Consider the following 18,451-nt stretch of genomic DNA (forward strand, 5'->3'; position numbering starts at 1 on the left):
CGAAGTACACCCACGGGTGTGAACCGGGCGTGCATATATGTACGCAACGGGGGAGAGTGAGGGCCCGCGCAAGGGGAGCCGGAGTGTCCGGATCCTCGGACCACACCCCCAGAGGACTGGCTGATCATGGGCGGATCAGCGCCACGACGGGACCACCAACTGCCGGTCGAGACGACCAGCTTCGTCGACCGGCGTGGCGAACTGACCCAGGGCCGCGAGCTGCTGGCCCGCGCACGGCTGGTGACGCTGACCGGGCCGGGCGGCGTCGGCAAGACCCGGCTCGCCGCCCGCATCGCGGCCCGGGTGCGGCGGGCCTTCCCGGACGGCGTGCGCTTCGTGCACCTCTCCGGGCTGCACGACCCGGCGCTCGTGCCGCTCGCCGCCGCCGACGCGCTGGGGCTGCACGACCACTCCGCCCAGCCGCCGCCGGCCGCCCTCGTCGAGCAGGTGCGGGACCGGCGGCTGCTGCTCGTCGTCGACAACTGCGAGCATCTGGCGGGGGCGTGTGCGCAGCTCGCCGCCGCCCTGCTGCACGGCACCGAGGGCGTCCGCGTCCTCGCCACCAGCCGGCACCGGCTCGGCCTCACCGAGGAGCACCTGCTGGAGGTGCGGCCCCTGCCGGTGCCCGACCCGGACGGCGACCTCTCCGCCGCCGAGGGCTATCCGGCCCTCACGCTCTTCGCCGACCGGGCCGCCGCGGTCGTCCCCGGCTTCCGCCTCACCCCGGACAACCGCGCCTCCGTGGCCCGCCTGTGCCGCCGCCTGGACGGCCTTCCCCTCGCCATCGAACTCGCCGCCGTACGGATGCGCGTGCTCGACGTCGACCAGCTCCTGGACCGCCTCGACGACCGCTACCGCTTCCTCACCACCGGCAGCCCCGCCGCCCTGCCCCGCCACCAGACCCTGCGTGCGGCGGTCGCCTGGAGCCACGACCTGTGCACCGGCCCCGAGCAGCTGGTGTGGGCCCGGCTGTCGGTCCTGGCGGGCAGCTTCGACCTGGCGACGGCGGAGGCGGTGTGCGCGGACGACATCGGGGAGCCTGCCGCCGGGCGGGGAACGGTCCCGGCGCGGGCGGAGGCGCTCCTGCCGGGCGGGGCCCGGTTCGCGGACGGCTCCTGTGAACTCACCCGGCCCGTGCAGGCGTTCACGGGGACCGTGACGCTGGGGAGCCTGGTCACGCCTGTGCCCGCTCCGGCAGGCGGACCCGTGCCGTTGCCCGCGATGCGCTCCGAGTCCCTGATCACCCCGAGCCCCGGGAGCGGCCCGGGCGGCGGCCTGACGCTGCCCCCGCCCGTGCAGGGCCCGGCAGCCCCTGTCGTGCCCCCGCCGGCTGCGGGCGCCGCAGGCGCCTGGCCTGGCACCTGGACAGCCCGGCCCGCCCCACCCCTCCGCGCCGACGACGTGCTCGACGCCGTCGCCGGGCTCGTCGACAAGTCCGTGTTGTGCCGGGAGCCGGGGCCCGGCGGCGTGCGGTACCGGATGCTCGACACGCTGCGGCAGTACGGGCTGGAGCAGGTGCGGCGGAACGCCGGGGAGGAGGGCGCCGCCCGGCGCCGGCAGCGGGACCGGATGCTGCGGTGGGCCGAGGAGTGCGAGCGCGGCTGGTTCGGGCCCGGGCAGCCGGAGACCGTCGCCCGGCTGCGCGCCGACCGCGACAACCTGCGCGCCGCCCTCGACTTCAGCCTCTCCACCCCGGGAGAGGCCCGGGCCGGGCTGCGGCTCGCCGGCACCCTCTGGTTCTACTGGCACGCCTGCGGCGCACCGCGCGAGGGCCTGTACTGGCTCGACCGGGCCCTGGCCGCCAACCCCGAGCCGACCCCGGAACGGGCCCGCGGCCTCTGGGTCGCCGGGCTCCTCGCCGCCGCCACCCAGGACTTCCCCCGCGGCCGCCGGGACGCCAGGGACGCCCTCGCCCTCGCCCGGGTCCTGGGCGACGCCGCCGAGGCCGCCCACGCCGAGTACGTCATCGGCGTCCTCAGGCTGTTCGGCGACGATCTGCCCGGCGCGCTACGGCACTTCGAGACCACCGTCGCCCGCGGCCCCGTCCCCGGCCAGCACCTCAGCGTCGTCGGCCTCGACCAGGTCGAACTCGCCTGCACGCTGGGCTTCCTGGGCGAAGCCGACCGGGCCGTCGAGGTGTGCGAGCGGGCTCTCGGACTGTGCGAGCGGCACGGCGAGCAGTGGGTACGGTCGTACGTGCTGCGCATCCTCGCCCTCGCGCACAGCGTGCGCCGCGACTGGGCCCGGGCCGAGCGGCACGCCCGCGAGGCCCTGCGCCTCAAGCTCGCCGTCCACGACGTCATCGGCATCGCCCTCACCCTCGACCTGCTCGCGTCCATCGCCACCGAACGCGGCGCCCACCGGCACGCGGCCGTACTGCTGGGTGGCGCCGACCGGGTCTGGGCCGACATCGACGCCGCCCGGTGGGGCGCGCGCACCCTCAACGCCGCACGCCGGGACAGCGAGGAGCGGGCCTGCCGGGCCCTGGGACGGGACGCGTTCGAACGGGCCCACCGGCGCGGCGCCGGCCTCGGCCTCGCCGATCTCGTCGGCCAGGCGCTCCAGGAACCGGCCCGCCCGCACCCCCGCGTGTCCCGGGCCCCGCACGACGACACTCCGGTCCGTCTCACCCGACGTGAGACCGAGGTCGCCCGGCTCGTCGCCGAAGGGCTCGCCAACCAGCAGATCGCCGACCGTCTGGTGATCGCCCGCCGCACCGCCGAAGGCCATGTGGAGCGCATCCTCAGCAAGCTCGGCTTCAGCAACCGCAGCCAGATCGCCGCCTGGGTGACCGCCCAGCGCTGACCCGCCCGTACCGCGACCCCGAGGGGAACCCATGACCACCCGGCAGCCGCCCGCACCCGATGCTTTCGACCACCGCATGGCCGTCTTCGGCACCGACGACGACCTCGTGGCCGCCGCCCTGCCCTTCCTCCGCGAAGGCCTCGCCGCGCCCGGCGAGCCACCACCCGTGGCCATCGCCGACCCCCGCAACCTGGACCTCCTGCGGGACGCCCTCGGCCGGGACGCCAAGGACGTCACCTGCGTCCCGCACACCGACTGGTACACCGGCTCCGCCGCCAACGCCGTCGCCCAGGCGGCCTCCTACCTCACCGCCCACGCCGGTCCCGGAGGCAGGATCCACCTCCTCATGGAGCCCGTCTGGAGCGGCCGGGCCGGCCGCTCGGCCCGCGAGACCACCGAGTGGATCCGCTACGAGGCCCTCGCCAACCTCCTCTTCGCGCCCATGGCCACGACCGCGCTGTGCGCGTACGACACCCGCACCGCCGGCCCCGCCGTCGTCGCGGCGGCCCGCCGTGCCCACCCCGGCACGGAGGTGTACCAGGACCCGGTGCGGCTCGCGGCCGAACTCGACGCCGTACCGCTGCCGCTGCCCCCGGCCGGTGCGCAGCCGCTCGCGGAGCCGCACGCCGCGGCCGTGCAGGACTGGGCGGAAGGCCGGGGACTGCCCGCCGCCGACGCCGAGTTGTTCGGCGCGGCCGTCGCGGAGACGGCGGCGGCCCTGGCGCCCCTCGACGGCACCGCCCTGCTGTGGGGCGAGGCGCCCGCCTGCGTCTGCGAACTGCGCTCGGCCCGACCCGTCGGCGACCCGCTCGCCGGCTTCGTCCCGCCACCGCCCACCGAACCGGAACCAGGGCCGGGCCTGTGGTACGCGCGGCAGGTCTGCGCGTACGTGGACATCCGCGACGACGCCCGGGGAGCCACGGTCCGCCTCCAGTACGCGTAACCCGCCCACCTGCGCGAACAGGTAGGGGATCGGGTAGTCCTCCCCCTGCGCCGGACCGGCCGCCGGGACACCCTGGAGCCATGCCGCAACTCTCCGGGCGCCACCTCCCGGCCCCCGACGCCAGCTACGGCCCGTTCCCGCAACCACCCCTGGGAGCAGGCCACCTGAGCGTCGAGTACGCCCCCGAGCCCTCCGCCGTCCGCGAGGCCCGCGCTCAGGTGCGCAGGCAGTTGGAGGGCTGGGGGCTCGTGGAGCGCGGTGAGGTGGCGGACGTGGCGGAACTGCTCGTCGGCGAACTGGCCACCAACGCCCTGGTGCACGCCGAGAGCCGCTTCCGGCTCACCCTCTTCGCCGCGCACGGCGTACTGCGCTGCGAGGTGGCCGACACCGAGCGCCGCGTACCCCGGGTGCTGGACGCCGGCACCGGGGAGAGCGGCCGTGGGATGTTCCTGGTGGACGCGCTGGCCCAGCGCTGGGGCTGCCACCGGGACGGGCCGGGCAAGACCGTGTGGTTCGAGCTCGGCACGTGCGGATCGGACGGCTGTGGTCGGCGACAGCCGTGACGCTCCGCTGGGTGGGCCTTGGCGGTATGCCCGGCCGCCGAGGCCTGTTCCCGGTCTGCGGGTCCGTCGTGGTTGATCGCGCAGTTCCCCGCGCCCCTGAGGTCGGACCACTCCTGCCCTCTTGTCGGCTGAGGCTCTTTGCGGTTTGTTGACCTGCATGGCGGACACCACGGGAAACACCACGGACCACGAGGCGTCGCAGCACCCCCAGCCCCGTAAGGCGAGTTGGAAGCACATCGGCCCGGGCATCGTCGTCGCGGCGACCGGTGTCGGCGCCGGCGATCTGGTCGCCACGCTGATCGCGGGCAGCAACTTCGGGTACACCCTCCTGTGGGCCGCGATCATCGGCTGCCTGGTGAAGATCTCCCTGGCCGAGGCGGCGGGCCGCTGGCATCTGTCCACGGGCCGCACCCTGTTCGACGGCTGGGCGAGCCTCGGCCGCTGGACGACCTGGTTCTTCGCCGTCTACGTCGTGGTCTGGGGCTTCGTCTACGGCGCGGCGGCGATGTCGTCGAGCGCGCTGCCGCTCCAGGCGCTGTTCCCCGGCGTGATGGACCTGACGTGGTGGGGCATCGCCTGCGGTCTGGTCGGTCTGGTCTTCGTCTGGTTCAACAAGTACGCGGTGTTCGAGAAGGTCATGACGGTCCTGGTGGGTGTCATGTTCGTGGTGACGGTGTACCTGGCGATCCGCGTCACGCCCAACATCGCCGACGCCTTCGCGGGTCTTCTTCCGGTCCTCCCGGACGAGAAGGACTCGATCCTCAACACCCTGGGCCTGATCGGCGGCGTCGGCGGCACGATCACCCTCGCGGCCTACGGCTACTGGGTCAACGCCAAGGGCTGGACCGACACCGGCTGGATGAAGGTCATGCGCCTGGACAACCGCGTCGCCTACGCCACCACCGGCATCTTCGTGATCGCCATGCTCTTCGTCGGCGCGGAGCTCCTGCACTCGGCGAACATCGCGATCGCGAGCGGCGACAAGGGCCTGATCCAGCTGGGCGACATCCTGGAGGACGAGTACGGCACGGCGACGGCGAAGTTCTTCCTGATCGGCTTCTTCGCCACGTCGTTCACCTCGCTGATCGGCGTCTGGCACGGCGTGAGCCTGATGTTCGCCGACTTCGTGGCCCGGCTGTCGGGCACGGGCCAGGCCAAGGGCGAGGAGGTCGCCTCGGGCACCCGCGAACGCTCCTGGCCCTTCCGCGCCTACCTGCTCTGGCTGACCTTCCCGCCCATGATCCTCCTCTTCGAGGGCCAGCCCTTCCGCCTGATCATCATCTACGGCGTCCTCGGCGCGGCCTTCCTGCCCTTCCTCGCCGGCACGCTGATCTGGCTCCTGAACTCCCCTCGTACGCCTCGGGAGTGGCGCAACGGCCCGCTCAGCAACGTGATGCTCGCCGTCGCCGGCCTGCTGTTCCTGGTCCTGTGCGTGAAGCAGATCTGGGACCAGCCGTGGGGGGAGTTCTTCTGATCGAAGCCCTGAGGCAGCTCTGTCCGGCCCATCCATATATGACAGAACATAGCGCGGAATTGACCCCTACGGCCGCTTCGAAGAGTCGGAGAGAAGTGCTTTCTAGGCATGTTGGGGCTGGATAAAGTGCTGAGATAGCTTCGAGGGCTGTCCACAACCATGGCCACCGGGTCTGGTGGCGGCCGGAGTGAAACGGGGAACTCGTCGTGCCGACTGCTGTCGCTGTCACCAGCCCTGATCTGGTGCTGCCACCAGAAGACCAACAGACCCCACCGGCGATTCCGTTACAACCCCCCGAAGCCCAGCCACTGGAAGCCGCGCTCGCCGACATGCAGGTGCTGATCGACCGCCACGGGTATGTGATCGTGGTGTACTCGGCGGCGGCTCCCGCCGCTGTCGTGCGGCGCCTGCACACCGTACGGTCGATCCTGGAGAGCGATCGCGTCGCTCTGTTCAGGTCGGACCTCCCGCCACTTGGACTCGCCGCCCTGGTCCGCCAGTTGCGGCAGCTGTCCGTCTGCGACCTCTCCCCCGGAGTGGTGGCCTCCGCGGCGCGGCTGCTCACCCACTACATCTACGCGGGTGCGCTGCTCAACTCCGTCGCCAAGCTCGACCGGGTGCCGGTCAGTCTGAAGTCACACGCGAAGTCCTGGGTGCCGGGCAGCCAGTTCGGTGTGGTCGCGAACCCCGCACCGCAGTTGGTGAAGATCGGCCCCGACGCGGCCCTCACCGGTCCGGAGTTCAGCACCTGGCTGCTGGTCGCCCAGGGGCAGCTGCAGTCCGACTGGGTCAAGGAGACCCTCGCCCACTCCTGGCAGGTCCAAGGGCTGCGCGAGGCCACACTGCCTGCCGAATCCGCTCGCTGGTGGGGCACGTCCAAACTGATCGAGTTCGCCACCTACTTGCCGGACATTTCGGTCCTCTATCAACTGGTGACCTCCGTGCGGCGCGACCACTGTCACTGGTGCGGCCTCGAACGCATCGGAGACCGGTGCGTGTTCTGTTCCGCGACACCGCCCGTCCACGAGAACCAAACTCCCGCCGGTGGTGTCCTGACCCAAGAGACACTCGCGCCCTGAGTAGTCATCAGCTGCCGCAGCGCGACGCGCTGACGGCGGCTCAGCGAAGTCCGGCCCAGGATCACCTGCTCAATCGCACGCGATTCCGCTCGACAACACCAACAAACGTCCGCTCAGCCACCGTCCCCCAATGAGGTTGCACGGCTCATGAATTCCCGCCAGCGCCGCGGAGTCATACTCCTGCTCCTGTCGGTCCTCTGCGCCTTCGGCGCCTTCGCCGGAGTGCTCTCGGTCATCAGCGACGCGAAGTCGAAAGTCGGCCCCGAGGTCACCGCCTATCAGATCAAGAGTGATGTCGCGCCCTACACGGACCTGCGCAGCAGCCAGTTCGAGAAGATCTCGATGCCCAAGCGCTGGCTGTCGGAGAACGCCGTGACCGATCTGTCCGAGATCAGGGGCAAGATCGCCGTGACGCAGTTGCGCAGGGGCTCGCTGCTGCAGAGCGACATGATCGTCAAGCGTCCCGCGCTGGAGCCCGGCGAGCAGGAGATCGCCATCATGATCGACGCGGAGACCGGCGTCGCGGGAAAGATCACCCCGGGTGCCACGGTCAACGTGTTCGCCACGTTCGCGGGCGACCGCCAGGGCGATACCGCCGAGTCGCGGATCATCGTGTCCAACGCCAAGGTCATCGACGTGGGCAGGCTGACCGCTCTCGAACCGAGTGAGGAGAACCGGCGGGCCGCGACCCAGGCCGTGCCGATCACCTTCGCGCTCAGCACGATGGACGCCCAGCGCGTCGCCTACGCCGAGTCGTTCGCGCAGCATGTCCGGCTCGCCCTGGTGGCGCCCGGCAGCGACACCACCATCCGTCCCGGTGAGCGGACCTACGAACTCGCCAAGGACAAGTGAGGTTCTGGTTCCCATGCCCACGAGGATCCTCCCGGCGGTCGGTGACGCCGACGCCGCAAGGTCCGTCACGACCCTCCTCAGCCAGCTCCCCGACGCGGAACCGGCGATGCCGGTCACCGACTCCACTCAGCTGATCGACACGCTCGGCCGGCTGGCCGGGGAGTCGATCGAGGAGCTGCCCGAGGTCGTACTCGTGCACGAGCGGATCGGTCCGGTGCCGGCGCTGGAACTTATCCGTGAAGTCGCTCTGCGCTTCCCCGCCGTCGGAGTCGTCCTCATCACGGCGGACGCGAGCCCCGCTCTCTTCTCGGCCGCCATGGACTCGGGGGCGCGCGGTCTGGTGGCGCTGCCGCTGAGTTACGAGGAGCTGGTCAGCCGTGTGCAGGGCGCCGCGGCCTGGGCGGTCGGCGTGCGCCGTCACCTCGGCAACGGCGGCGATGTGTTCAGCGGCCCCGGCGGCACTCTCGTGACCGTCAGCGGGGCCAAGGGCGGCGTCGGGACGACCTTCGCCTCGATCCAGCTCGCGCTCGCGGCGCAGGCCTCGGGGCGGAAAGCGGCGCTCGTCGACCTGGACCTGCAGACCGGGGACGTCGCCTCCTACCTGGATGTGCAGTTCCGGCGTTCCGTCGTCGACCTGGCCGGCATCACCGACCTCTCGCCGCGGGTGCTCGCCGACGCCGTGTTCACCCATGACACCGGGGTGTCGCTGCTGCTCGCGCCGGGTGAGGGCGAGCGGGGGGAAGAGGTCACGGACCGGTCCGTACGGCAGATCGTCAGCGCGATGCGGTCGCGCTACGAAGTCGTGATCGTCGACTGCGGCGCCCACATGACGGGCGCGAACGCCGCCGCCGTCGAGATGGCGGACACCGCGCTGCTGGTCACCACGCCGGACGTGGTGGCCGTGCGCGCCGCCAAGCGGATGGTGCGGCTGTGGGACCGGCTGCAGATCCGCAAGGCCGAGGAGACGGTGACACTCGTCAACCGTCACACCCGCAATACCGAGATCCAGCCACCGCTGATCGAGAAGATCACCGGCACCCGGGTCGCCGGCGTCGCCGTACCCGCGGGCTTCAAGGAACTGCAGGCAGTGGTCGACGCGGGCCGCGTCCAGGATCTGGAGAGCAAGAGCGCGGTGAAGCAGGCCTTGTGGGGGCTGGCCGGCGAGCTGGGCCTCGTGGGCACCCCGGCCGGCGCGGAAAAGGCAGGGAAGGGCGCGAAGTTCGGCAGTGACCGCGGGGCGTTCGGCACCCGTCGGCGCCGCGGTGGTGGAAATGGGGAGGGGAGCGGCTGACATGGTCGCCCGGAGCACACGCAGCCGGATACGGATACCGACACGGACAGGCACCGCCACCAGCTTCAGGGGTGGGCCCGACGGCGGGCCGGGCACATCCCGGGACCGCGGCCAGGTCACCATCGAGTTCCTGGGCATGACACCGCTGATCATCCTGACACTGGTGCTGCTCTGGCAGTTCGTGCTGACCGGCTACACCTGGGTCCTCGCCGGAAACGCCGCCGACGAGGCCGTACGCAAGGCCACAGCCGCCCAGCCCGACAACCGGCAGGCGGAGTGCGGTCAGGCGGGCAGGGACAAGCTGCCGGACGCCTGGGCCGGTGCCGCCGAAGTCGACTGCACGACGGTGAACGGTTATGTCACGGCACGCGTCAAGCTCTGGGTCCCGGTGCTGTTCCCCGGCACCATCGCCTTCCCGTTCGAGGTGGAGGGCAACGCCGGAGCGATCGAGGAAGAGCTGGGCTGAGCCGATGGCTGGGGGGAGAGCAGACATGACAGTCACCGCACGAAGGCGCCGGGCCGACCGCGGACAGGTCGCCCTGGAGTACCTGGGCTTCATCCCGATCCTGATCCTCGTCGCGATGGCCGCCGTCCAGCTGGGCCTCATCGCCTACACCGCCCAGCAGGCCGGCACCGCCGCCCGCACCGCCGCGCGCAGCGCCTCCCTCGACAATCCGGGGTGGCAGCAGGACGGCAGGGCTGCGGTCAGCGGCTGGGTCGCGGACGGCACCGACTTCCGGCGCGCGGACGGCTTCAAGGAGGTCGAGGTCACCGCGATCGTCGACATTCCCTCGATCGTCCCGGGCTGGGACTTCGACCCGGCACGCAAGACCGCCACGATGCCCAGCGACTGACCGCTTCCGACGGGCCTTTGACGGGCTGAGCAGGAAACCTAGGAGTACGTATCCATGAGCCTGAGGGCACGCATCAACGCCCCCGAGGAGAACGGCGCACGGTCGGAGGACGGCCACCTGGTCGCCACCTACCGCGCCAAGCTCCTGGAGGAGATCGACCTCGCGGAGATGTCCTCGCTCGCCGCCGCCGAGCGACGGGCCCGACTGGAGCGTGTACTCGGCCACATCATCAGCCGTGAGGGCCCGGTCCTGTCGACCGTGGAACGGTCGCAGCTCATCCGCCGGGTTGTCGACGAAGCACTCGGTCTCGGCATCCTCGAACCGCTCCTCGAAGACGCCTCCATCACCGAGATCATGGTCAACGGGCCGGACGCCATCTTCGTCGAACGGGCGGGCAGGGTGGAGCAGCTGCCGATGCGCTTCGCCTCGCACGACCAGCTGATGCAGACCATCGAACGCATCGTCTCCACCGTCAACCGCCGGGTGGACGAGTCGAACCCGATGGTCGACGCCCGCCTCCCCTCCGGGGAACGTGTCAACGTCATCATTCCGCCGCTCTCCCTCACCGGCGCGACGCTGACGATCCGCCGTTTCCCGCGGTCCTTCTCACTCCAGGAGATGATCGGTTTCGGCTCGCTCGACGAGCACATGCTGTATCTGCTCTCCGGGCTGGTCCAGGCCAAGTTCAACATCATCGTGTCGGGCGCCACCGGTACCGGTAAGACGACCCTCCTCAACGCGCTGTCCGGGCTGATCCCCGAGGGGGAGCGCATCATCACCATCGAGGACTCCGCCGAGCTCCAGCTCCAGCAGTCCCACGTGATCCGTCTGGAGTCGCGCCCGCCGAACGTCGAGGGCCGGGGCCAGATCACCATCCGCGATCTGGTCCGCAACTCGCTGCGGATGCGCCCCGACCGCATCGTCGTCGGTGAGGTCCGTGGCGGCGAGGCGCTCGACATGCTCCAGGCGATGTCGACCGGTCACGACGGATCGCTCGCCACGGTGCACGCCAACAGCGCCGAGGACGCGCTGATGCGGTTGCAGACGCTGGCCTCCATGTCCGAGGTGGAGATCCCCTTCGTAGCGCTGCACGACCAGATCAACAGTGCCGTCGACGTCATTGTCCAGCTCACCCGGCACGCGGACGGCGCCCGCAAGATCACCGAGATCGCGGTGCTCGACAGCCACGGCAGCGACCCCTACCGCATCGTCACCGTCGCCCGCTTCGCCGCCCAGCCCATGGCGGCGGACGGCCGGATCCACGGCAACTTCGAGTACTTCCCGCTCCCTCGCCGCGTCGCGGAGCGCCTGTACATGGCCGGCCAGCCGATCCCGCAGGCCTTCGGAGTCGCCGCGTCCGCCGACCAGCTCGCCACCCGAGAAGCCCGATAGGTACCCCCATATGGACATGGACGACCTGATACTCCTGACGACGGGCGTGACGCTGCTGGCGTGCGTCCTGATCGTTCTGGGCATTCACGCCTACGAGTCCGGCAAGGCCCAGCGGGAAGCGCTCGTCGACCGGCTGTCGACCACCGGCCAGATCCCCATCGGCCGCCGACGTCGTTTCCAAGGCGTCGACCGCCGTATCCGCCGTACCAAGTTCGGCAAGAAGCTCGAACTGAAGCTCGCCGCGACCGGCCTGGATGTGACGCCCGGAGAGTTCTTCGTCTGCATGGTCGTCACAGTCGCCGGCCTGTGGATCACCGGTCAGGCGATGCTCGCCGCGTTCTTCGGCCCGCTGTGCGGTCTGCTCGGCATCTACGTCGCGATGCAGTTCCTCAACTGGCAGCGGCAGAAGCGCATCGAGAAGTTCATCAACCAGCTGCCCGAGCTGTCCCGGATCCTCGCGAACGCCACCCAGGCGGGCCTCGCCCTGCGCACCGCCCTCAGCATGGCGGCCGACGAGCTCGAAGCCCCGGCAGGCGAGGAACTCGCCAAGGTCGCCAACCAGCTCGCCGTCGGCCACTCCATCGACGACGCCCTCGGCGAACTCGCCGAACGCCTTCCGTCCCGCGAACTGTCCGTGCTCGTCACCACACTCATCCTGTCCAACCGCGCGGGCGGCACCGTCGTCGGCGCCCTGCGCAACCTCACCGAGACGCTGGAGGAGCGCAAGGAGACGCGCCGAGAGGTCCGTACCCAGCTGTCGCAGGTCAGCATGACCTCGTACGCGGTCCCCGTCATGGGCGTCGGCTCGCTGCTCCTCATGGACAGCGTCAAGGACGGAGCACTGGACCGCATGACCGGCTCCGGTGTCGGCCAGATCAGCGTGATCGTCGCCTTCGCGCTCTATGCGATCGGCTTCATCCTGATCCGGCGTATGTCCCGGATCGACGTGTAGGCCGAGGCCCAGGCCGCAGGACTCAGGAGAAGCACCATGGAAATCCTTCTCGCCCTCGTGGTGGGCTTCGGCGTCTACGGAGCTTTCCACGGCATCCGCATGTACCGAGCCGACGCCAAACTCCCGGGCGATCTGGCCGTCGCCCTGGAGGTCGGCTCGACGCGCACCGGCGCCGTGGACTCGCTCGTCGACCGGCTCGGCATGCGCTACGCCCCGGCCGTCCTGCGGTGGATGGGGCCCAAGCGCGTCAACCAGGTCCGTCGCAAGATCGATCTCGCGGGCAACCCGGGCGGCCTGACCATCGACCGCTACGCGGCCCGCCGCGCGGTGTACGGGGCGCTCGGCGGCGTCGGCGGACTGGTCATGCTCATGAAGGGCAATGTCCTCGTCGCCCTCATGCTGTTCGCCTTCGCCGCCTTCTGGACGGAGGTCGGCATCTGGTCGGCTGTCCGCATCCGCAAGGACCAGATCGAGCGGACGCTACCGGACTTCCTCGACGTCCTCGCCGTCGTCGTCAGCGCCGGTCTCGGCTTCCGTCAGGCCCTGGACCGGGTCGCCAGCCACTACGAGGGCCCGTGGTCCGACGAGATCCGCATCACCCTGCGCCAGATGGACATGGGCATGAGCCGCCGCCAGGCTTTCACCGAACTGCGTAAACGCAACGACTCCGAACAGGTCGCCATGTTCGTCACCGCCCTCCAGCAGGGCGAGGAACTCGGCGCACCCATCGTGGACACACTCGTCGCCATCGCCAACGACATGCGCCGCACGGACGCCCAGAACGCCCGCCGCAAGGCCGCCCGCGCGGTCCCGAAGGCCACCATGATGATCACCACCTTCATGGTTCCGGCCACCATGATCCTGCTGGGCGCCGGCCTCATCCTCGGCTCGGGAACCGACTTCGGCTCGATCGCGGGCAAGTGAGGCGGCCATGGCCATACGGATGCCCCGACTGAGGGCGATACACGTGACGAACGGCGGTGCCACGGAGATCACCACGCCGCCGGCGGGCACGTTCCTGCCCCCGCACCTGGCCGGTCAGCTCTCCCCCCAGGCGGTAGCCCAGAGCCCGGTGAGGACGGGCAAGGCGAACGGAGCGGAGCCCACGGCCGCCCTGAAGATCCAGGTCAGCGCCCTTCAGGCAATGTGCCGTCAGGTCTTCGGCTTCCGGCTGGCGATGATCGCCCTGGCCGCCCCGGCAGCCCTGCTCAACGCGGCACCCGGCCTCGCCACCCGCCTGGTCGCCGCGTCCGTCGTGGTCACCTTCATGGTGTCGTACGCCCTCTTCCGCGACTGGGAACGCTTCGGACCATTCCTCCTGAAACACCCGTCCCTGCTGGCCGTGGACACCCTCTTAGGCTCCCTGCTCCTCATCGCGGCCGGCCCGGACAGCACCCTCGCCTACGTCAGCGTCTGCACGCCGCTGCTGGCCGGCCTGGTGTACGGCTGGCGCGGCGCGGCCTTCTTCGCCTGCCTGCAGGCCGCCATCCTCGTCGTCGTCTTCCGCAGCACGCAGCAGGACGCGACCTTCGCCGAGTCGGCGCTGATGCCCGGCTTCTGCGTGCTCGTCGGCGCCGCAGGGGTGACCCTGCGCGGCCTGGTCCTGCGCTTCGGTGCCGCCACACAGGCCCTCACCACGGTTCAGTCACGTCTCGCCGTCAACGAGGCAGTGGAGAGCGAGCGTTCCCGCCTCGCCCGCGAGATGCACGACTCGGTCGCCAAGACCCTGCACGGGCTGGCCCTGGCCGCCGACGGCCTCGCCTCCTCGGCCGACCGCATGGACCCGCTCACCGTCAGGCACCAGGCCGAACTCGTCGCCCGCTCCGCCCGCCGCGCCGCCTCCGAGTCCCGCGAACTCCTGTCCGACCTGCGCCGCGAGTCGGGCCTGGACGGTGGAGTCGACGTCGCAGCCGAACTCGCCGCCCGCACCGCCGACATCGGACGCCGCACCGGCCTGCGCGCAACCTACCGCCAGGCCGGCGACACCTCCGTCCCCCCGGTCCCGCAGGCCGTTGCCCGCCACCTGCTGACGATCGCCACCGAGGCCATGGAGAACGCCCACCGCCACGCCCACCCCACACAGGTAGACGTCTCCGCCGGCGTCGTGGGCGACCAACTGCGCATCAGCGTCTACGACGACGGCCGGGGTCTGCCCCCCGGCACGACCCTCGACAGCCTCAGACGCGCCGGCCACTTCGGCCTCGTCGGCATGGTCGAACGAGCCGCCTCCGTCGGCGCCCGCATCCGCATCGGGAGGGGCCGGCACGTACGGGGAACCGAGGTCCGCGTCGACATGCCGCTCGCCGCACTGACCGCTCAGCCACCCTCGCCACCGACCGCACCGGCCGGACCGCCCTGACCCGGACGCCATTGCCAGCACCCCTTCCCCCAACTCCCCGAGAGGAGGCCGATGATGCCGGAAGCGAAGTCCCCCTCCGGCGGGTACGTCCATTCGCCCGCTCACGTCTCCCAGCACACTTCGGCACACTCCGTCGCCCGCACCGACCACACTCCGCCCCGGGCGCCGATGCCCGCCGACGCGTCGACCCTGCCGGGCCTCCCGGCCCAGGCATCCCCCGGGAGGACCGGCAGTCCGGGCCCCTCCGAGGGTCCCGGAGGCTTCCCGGCGCCCCCGGCCCGCCGACCGCTCCGCGTCGTCGTCGCGGACGACAACCCCGTCGTCCGTGCCGGCCTCACCGTCCTGCTCTCCGGCCGCGACGACGTCGACGTCGTCGCGGAGGCGGCCGACGGCCACCAGGCTTACGACGCGGCACAGCACCACCGCCCTGACGTCGTCCTGCTCGACGTCCGCATGCCAGGCGTCGACGGCATCTCCGCCCTGCCGTACCTGGTGCGCATCGCCCCGGTCCTGATGCTCACCTACAGCCGCGAGAGCGAGATCGTCCACGAGGCCCTCCGGCTGGGTGCCGGCGGCTACCTGGTCCACGGCGAGTTCACCGCGGACCAGCTCGTCGCCGCGGTACGGGACATCAAGGAGGGCAGGGCCCATTTCACGCCCACGGCGGCGGGGGCGCTGCTGGCTCGGGTACGGGAGGAGCAGGGGGCGGGCGCGGGTTCCGCGTCGCTGCCGGACGGTTTGGGCCGGGCGGTGCCGGATGCGAGTGCATACGGCAATTTTTCTTCCGTAACGTCACCGCAGCCTGCCCAACTCGCCGAAGAGGGCGCTGTTTACCAGGAGCAACCGGCAGTGCCCAGCTTCAGTTCGCAACAAAGTCTTTCGCAGTTGCAACCGAATGTGGCAGAGTCGTCGTCTAGGTCCTCGAACAGGGAGGGCTTCGGGCTGAGTTCCAGGGAGGTGGAGATCATGGACCACATCGCGTCCGGCATGAGCAACCAGCAGATCGCCGCCACCTGCTTCATCAGCGAGAAGACCGTCAAGAACCACATCAACCGGATCTTCGCCAAGCTGCACAGCACCAGCCGCAGCGAGGCCGTGGCCAAGTGGCTCGGCACGGCGCCCGGTTCGGGGACGGGGAGGGGGGTCACGCGACGTGGCTGATCGGGGGTACGGGGGGCGGCTGGGCTCGTGGGCCCGGTACGCGGGCGGCAGGGCCCAAAGCCTGCTTTGGGCCCTGGATTGGGCCCTGGGACCCTCTGGTGGGACCGGGGAAGCGGCGTACGTTTCCGGTGTCGAAAGCGGGACCGGCAAGGAGGAAGCCGGTAACGCCGGTAGCACCCAAGAGACTTGTACGTCGGCCGACAGGCGGCCGGCCGGTACCGGAGGGGAACACCACCATGAGCAACTGGATCAACACCACCGTCGCGTACCTGCAGACCCGCGCCGCCCGCAACGACAAGGGGCAGACCGCGGTCGAGTACCTGGGCATCATCGCGGTGGTCGTGGCGATTGTTCTGGCGATCACGGGGACGGACATTGGTCAGTCGATCTTCGAGGCGATCACGGACAAGATCGACGAGGTCACCAGCGGCTGATGAGGCCCCGTAAGTACGGCGACGCAGGGCAGGCCTTCCCCATCTACATCACGGTGGTGGCGGGCCTGCTCTTCCTCGCGTTCGCGTACCTTGCGGTCGGCCAGGCCGCGGCGACACGGAACGGCGCGCAGACGGCGGCGGACGCCGCCGCCCTCGCGGCCGCGCAGGACAAGCGGGACCAAATTGCGGGCAGGTGGTTGGACAACCTCCTCAACCCGGACCTCTGGGCGGACATCCTCGACGGCGAGGTGGACGGGCTCGAACCCTCGTGCTGGCGGGCGCGGGAGCTCGCCGAGGAGAACGACGCGCATGTCGTGGAGGGTAGCTGCGAGCCCGAGTGGGCCCCGCTGGGCTACACGGTCGAGGTCAAGACCAACGAACCCGTCGGCGACAGCATCGTCCCCGGTACGGAAAAGACGTACGCGACGGCGAAGGCCAAAGCCGTGATCAAGCCGCGCTGTTCGATCCCGCCGCTGCCCGACGAGGACGACGGCAACAACGAGGACCTGCCGCAGCTCAAGTGCAAGGACAAGAACTGGGACCTCGACCCGGACGATCTCTCGGATCTCCCCGGCCCCGAGGACCTCTTCGACGTCCATCTGGCCGACTGACGAAGTACGACGAACAAAGGAAGCGGAACTCATGAGCATTCGGTTCACCACGACGGCCCGCAGGGGGATGGTCGCAGCGGCTGTTGCGGTCAGCCTGGCCCTCGGTGTGGCCGGCTGCAGCAGCGGGGACGACAAGAGCGGAGGCGCCTCCGCGTCCGCCTCCAAGGACAGCGGATCGAAGCCGGATGCGCAGACGGGGGAGTCGGAAGAGCCGCTGGCCGAGCTCAAGGGTGAGGATGGTCTCCTCCTTCAGATCACCTCTGCCAATAGGGACTCGGGGGGGTTCGTCACCGTGAGCGGTGACATTAAGAACGACGGCGATGAGTCGGTCCGAGTGCCGGTCCGGACACAAGGCAACGAGACCGAGATCCTTAAGCATGGAGCATCCCTTGGCGGAGCAACGCTCGTGGACTCGGCGAGCAAAAAGCGGTACTACGTGCTGCGTGACACCGAGGGCCGGCCGCTAACGACGACTGACATGCCTAGGATCAAGGCGGGAGACTCGATCCCCGTCTTCATGCAGTTCCCCGCGCCGCCCCAGAGCACGACCGAGGTCAGCTTCCAGCTCCCGACGTTCGCCTCCGCCACGATCAAGATCTCCGGGTGAGGCAGGAAAACATGACCCACACCCGAACCCGAACCCAAACCCCACGCCTGGCGGTCGTCATCGCCGCGGCCTCCGTCATGGTCGCCACAAACGTCTTCGGCGCCACCTCCGCCCACGCCGACGGCCCCAGCTACCCGCCGGGCACCCAACCGAGCGCCAGCGCACCGGTAGAGGTCGACGGCAACGACCCCGACCTGAAGCTGGTCGACGGCGCGACTCTCGCCAAGGCCAAGGTCCTCGACATCAAGACCGTCATCGAGGACGAGGCGGGCGAGGAGCGTCGCGAGGACACGAACACGGACGTCAAGTTCGCGCTGCAAGCCGAGGTGCTGTTCGGCAAGGACAGTGCAAAGCTCAGCTCCCGGGCGAAGGCCCGCATCGCAGCGATCGCCGAGGAGGTCAAGGCGCAGAACGCGACGAAGGTCCGCGTCTTCGGCTTCACGGACAACCTGGGCTCCTCGGCCCACGGAGACGTCCTGTCCCGCCAGCGCGCCTCGGCCGTACACGGTGTCCTGGACGACGAACTCGCGGACTCGAACATCACGTACGAGGTGCGCGGCTACGGCGAGCAGTACCCGATCGCCGACAACTCCGCGGAGGCGGGCCGCAAGAAGAACCGCCGTGTCGAGGTCTCCTTCCCGCGCACGGAGAGCTGACCCCGCCACGGCCGTGGGGAAGGCGTCGCAACTGGTTGGCCTCCTCCCAGGGAGGAGGCCAAGCCTGTGAGCGGATGACGGCTCACTGTCCTGCGGCGACCAAGGCCTCGTCGTGGACCGGCAGCGACAGGCGCATCTCCGACTGATGCCCATGGGCCCAGAGTTGGGCCCATGGGCCCATGTCGCAGTGATCGGTTCTCATTAACCTCGGCCGGGTGTCTGCCTTAATCTCCCGCTCACGCATCGAGGTCACGTATGTCCGGAGCCGGTAACTCGATACCCCCGGCCGGGATTTGGGGGGAACGGAACATTCCGTCGTGGGACCGGCGTGTGCCACTGCCACGGGAACTGGGCTGGGCGCAGGTACTGCTGTGGGTGCAGTTCGCGCTGACGGCGCTGTACGTGGTCACCGTGCTGT

At 70.4% G+C, this 18,451-nt stretch carries 18 protein-coding genes; all 18 read left to right on the forward strand.

The window, feature by feature from the left end; translation table 11 throughout:
* Positions 1 to 126: 126 nt before the first annotated feature.
* The 18 genes from QF034_RS26140 (at position 127) to QF034_RS26225 (ending at position 18,033) form a co-directional block, all read left to right on the forward strand.
* Positions 127 to 2,805 carry an ATP-binding protein gene (locus tag QF034_RS26140; protein WP_307177225.1) on the forward strand — a complete coding sequence of 893 codons (2,679 nt, stop codon included), beginning with the start codon at positions 127 to 129 and terminating at the stop codon, positions 2,803 to 2,805.
* 31 nt (positions 2,806 to 2,836) lie between these two features.
* Positions 2,837 to 3,748 carry an anti-sigma factor RsbA family regulatory protein gene (locus QF034_RS26145; RefSeq protein WP_307177226.1) on the forward strand — a complete coding sequence of 304 codons (912 nt, stop codon included), beginning with the start codon at positions 2,837 to 2,839 and terminating at the stop codon, positions 3,746 to 3,748.
* 80 nt (positions 3,749 to 3,828) lie between these two features.
* Complete coding sequence (locus QF034_RS26150; protein WP_307177227.1) at positions 3,829 to 4,311, forward strand: ATP-binding protein; 483 nt, start codon at positions 3,829 to 3,831, stop codon at positions 4,309 to 4,311.
* A 157-nt stretch (positions 4,312 to 4,468) separates the two neighbouring features.
* Complete coding sequence (locus QF034_RS26155; protein WP_307177228.1) at positions 4,469 to 5,785, forward strand: Nramp family divalent metal transporter; 1,317 nt, start codon at positions 4,469 to 4,471, stop codon at positions 5,783 to 5,785.
* A 206-nt stretch (positions 5,786 to 5,991) separates the two neighbouring features.
* Complete coding sequence (locus tag QF034_RS26160) at positions 5,992 to 6,864, forward strand: hypothetical protein (protein WP_307177229.1); 873 nt, start codon at positions 5,992 to 5,994, stop codon at positions 6,862 to 6,864.
* Between the two features lie 147 nt (positions 6,865 to 7,011).
* Complete coding sequence (gene cpaB / locus QF034_RS26165) at positions 7,012 to 7,716, forward strand: Flp pilus assembly protein CpaB (protein WP_307177230.1); 705 nt, start codon at positions 7,012 to 7,014, stop codon at positions 7,714 to 7,716.
* A gap of 13 nt (positions 7,717 to 7,729) precedes the next feature.
* Positions 7,730 to 9,007, forward strand: coding sequence for a CpaE/TadZ family protein (locus tag QF034_RS26170; protein ID WP_307177231.1), 1,278 nt, complete (start codon positions 7,730 to 7,732; stop codon positions 9,005 to 9,007).
* A 136-nt stretch (positions 9,008 to 9,143) separates the two neighbouring features.
* On the forward strand, positions 9,144 to 9,473 hold the full coding sequence (locus tag QF034_RS26175; RefSeq protein ID WP_307177232.1) for a pilus assembly protein: 330 nt from the start codon (positions 9,144 to 9,146) through the stop codon (positions 9,471 to 9,473).
* Between the two features lie 25 nt (positions 9,474 to 9,498).
* Complete coding sequence (locus QF034_RS26180; RefSeq protein WP_307177233.1) at positions 9,499 to 9,861, forward strand: TadE/TadG family type IV pilus assembly protein; 363 nt, start codon at positions 9,499 to 9,501, stop codon at positions 9,859 to 9,861.
* A gap of 54 nt (positions 9,862 to 9,915) precedes the next feature.
* Positions 9,916 to 11,253: a TadA family conjugal transfer-associated ATPase gene (locus tag QF034_RS26185; RefSeq protein ID WP_307177234.1), complete on the forward strand. Its 1,338-nt coding sequence runs from the start codon at positions 9,916 to 9,918 to the stop codon at positions 11,251 to 11,253.
* Positions 11,254 to 11,263: 10 nt separating this feature from the next.
* A complete protein-coding gene (locus tag QF034_RS26190; protein WP_307177236.1) occupies positions 11,264 to 12,205 on the forward strand; it encodes a type II secretion system F family protein in 942 nt (313 codons plus the stop codon).
* Between the two features lie 36 nt (positions 12,206 to 12,241).
* Positions 12,242 to 13,129, forward strand: a complete 888-nt coding sequence (locus QF034_RS26195; RefSeq protein ID WP_307177237.1) for a DUF5936 domain-containing protein — start codon at positions 12,242 to 12,244, stop codon at positions 13,127 to 13,129.
* 7 nt (positions 13,130 to 13,136) lie between these two features.
* The gene (locus QF034_RS26200) at positions 13,137 to 14,564 is read left to right on the forward strand and encodes a sensor histidine kinase (protein ID WP_370880853.1); all 1,428 of its coding nucleotides are present in this window, start codon (positions 13,137 to 13,139) and stop codon (positions 14,562 to 14,564) included.
* Between the two features lie 54 nt (positions 14,565 to 14,618).
* Positions 14,619 to 15,725 carry a response regulator transcription factor gene (locus QF034_RS26205; RefSeq protein ID WP_307177238.1) on the forward strand — a complete coding sequence of 369 codons (1,107 nt, stop codon included), beginning with the start codon at positions 14,619 to 14,621 and terminating at the stop codon, positions 15,723 to 15,725.
* A 236-nt stretch (positions 15,726 to 15,961) separates the two neighbouring features.
* Positions 15,962 to 16,159 carry a Flp family type IVb pilin gene (locus tag QF034_RS26210; protein ID WP_307177239.1) on the forward strand — a complete coding sequence of 66 codons (198 nt, stop codon included), beginning with the start codon at positions 15,962 to 15,964 and terminating at the stop codon, positions 16,157 to 16,159.
* Positions 16,159 to 16,770: a pilus assembly protein TadG-related protein gene (locus QF034_RS26215; protein WP_307177240.1), complete on the forward strand. Its 612-nt coding sequence runs from the start codon at positions 16,159 to 16,161 to the stop codon at positions 16,768 to 16,770. The genes QF034_RS26210 and QF034_RS26215 overlap by 1 nt, the downstream gene beginning before the upstream one ends.
* 31 nt (positions 16,771 to 16,801) lie before the next feature.
* Positions 16,802 to 17,377, forward strand: coding sequence for a hypothetical protein (locus tag QF034_RS26220; RefSeq protein ID WP_307177241.1), 576 nt, complete (start codon positions 16,802 to 16,804; stop codon positions 17,375 to 17,377).
* Positions 17,378 to 17,388: 11 nt separating this feature from the next.
* Positions 17,389 to 18,033: an OmpA family protein gene (locus QF034_RS26225; protein ID WP_307177242.1), complete on the forward strand. Its 645-nt coding sequence runs from the start codon at positions 17,389 to 17,391 to the stop codon at positions 18,031 to 18,033.
* Positions 18,034 to 18,451 lie beyond the last annotated feature (418 nt).

This window comes from Streptomyces africanus (genome assembly GCF_030816955.1).
GTDB classification, from domain to species: Bacteria; Actinomycetota; Actinomycetes; order Streptomycetales; family Streptomycetaceae; genus Streptomyces; species Streptomyces africanus.

Excerpts from the sequence above, each read along its gene's own strand:
- QF034_RS26140 (WP_307177225.1), top strand. The coding sequence starts at position 127 with ATGGGCGGATCAGCGCCACGACGGGACCACCAACTGCCGGTCGAGACG.
- QF034_RS26145 (WP_307177226.1), top strand. The coding sequence starts at position 2,837 with ATGACCACCCGGCAGCCGCCCGCACCCGATGCTTTCGACCACCGCATG.
- QF034_RS26150 (WP_307177227.1), top strand. The coding sequence starts at position 3,829 with ATGCCGCAACTCTCCGGGCGCCACCTCCCGGCCCCCGACGCCAGCTAC.
- QF034_RS26155 (WP_307177228.1), top strand. The coding sequence starts at position 4,469 with ATGGCGGACACCACGGGAAACACCACGGACCACGAGGCGTCGCAGCAC.
- cpaB (WP_307177230.1), top strand. The coding sequence starts at position 7,012 with ATGAATTCCCGCCAGCGCCGCGGAGTCATACTCCTGCTCCTGTCGGTC.
- QF034_RS26170 (WP_307177231.1), top strand. The coding sequence starts at position 7,730 with ATGCCCACGAGGATCCTCCCGGCGGTCGGTGACGCCGACGCCGCAAGG.
- QF034_RS26175 (WP_307177232.1), top strand. The coding sequence starts at position 9,144 with ATGACACCGCTGATCATCCTGACACTGGTGCTGCTCTGGCAGTTCGTG.
- QF034_RS26180 (WP_307177233.1), top strand. The coding sequence starts at position 9,499 with ATGACAGTCACCGCACGAAGGCGCCGGGCCGACCGCGGACAGGTCGCC.
- QF034_RS26185 (WP_307177234.1), top strand. The coding sequence starts at position 9,916 with ATGAGCCTGAGGGCACGCATCAACGCCCCCGAGGAGAACGGCGCACGG.
- QF034_RS26190 (WP_307177236.1), top strand. The coding sequence starts at position 11,264 with ATGGACATGGACGACCTGATACTCCTGACGACGGGCGTGACGCTGCTG.
- QF034_RS26195 (WP_307177237.1), top strand. The coding sequence starts at position 12,242 with ATGGAAATCCTTCTCGCCCTCGTGGTGGGCTTCGGCGTCTACGGAGCT.
- QF034_RS26200 (WP_370880853.1), top strand. The coding sequence starts at position 13,137 with ATGGCCATACGGATGCCCCGACTGAGGGCGATACACGTGACGAACGGC.
- QF034_RS26205 (WP_307177238.1), top strand. The coding sequence starts at position 14,619 with ATGCCGGAAGCGAAGTCCCCCTCCGGCGGGTACGTCCATTCGCCCGCT.
- QF034_RS26210 (WP_307177239.1), top strand. The coding sequence starts at position 15,962 with ATGAGCAACTGGATCAACACCACCGTCGCGTACCTGCAGACCCGCGCC.
- QF034_RS26215 (WP_307177240.1), top strand. The coding sequence starts at position 16,159 with ATGAGGCCCCGTAAGTACGGCGACGCAGGGCAGGCCTTCCCCATCTAC.
- QF034_RS26220 (WP_307177241.1), top strand. The coding sequence starts at position 16,802 with ATGAGCATTCGGTTCACCACGACGGCCCGCAGGGGGATGGTCGCAGCG.
- QF034_RS26225 (WP_307177242.1), top strand. The coding sequence starts at position 17,389 with ATGACCCACACCCGAACCCGAACCCAAACCCCACGCCTGGCGGTCGTC.